Source organism: Achromobacter sp. RT286_PF, from assembly GCF_059760425.1.
In genome coordinates, this window is sequence record NZ_JCBAMR010000103.1 from 1 (window position 1) to 255 (window position 255).

Here is a 255-nt window from a genome sequence, read left to right on the forward strand (position 1 = left end):
GATCAGGGTTTCCCCCATTGTCCAAAATTCCCCACTGCTGCCTCCCGTAGGAGTCTGGGCCGTGTCTCAGTCCCAGTGTGGCTGGTCGTCCTCTCAAACCAGCTACGGATCGTCGCCTTGGTGAGCCATTACCCCACCAACTAGCTAATCCGATATCGGCCGCTCTAATAGTGCAAGGTCTTGCGATCCCCTGCTTTCCCCCGTAGGGCGTATGCGGTATTAGCTACGCTTTCGCGTAGTTATCCCCCGCTACTA

Annotated in this window: 1 rRNA gene; it reads right to left on the reverse strand. The window is 56.5% G+C overall.

Annotation, left to right across the window (positions count from 1 at the left end):
• A 16S ribosomal RNA gene (locus tag AC6LJY_RS28035) occupies positions 1 to 255 on the reverse strand; the annotation flags it as partial.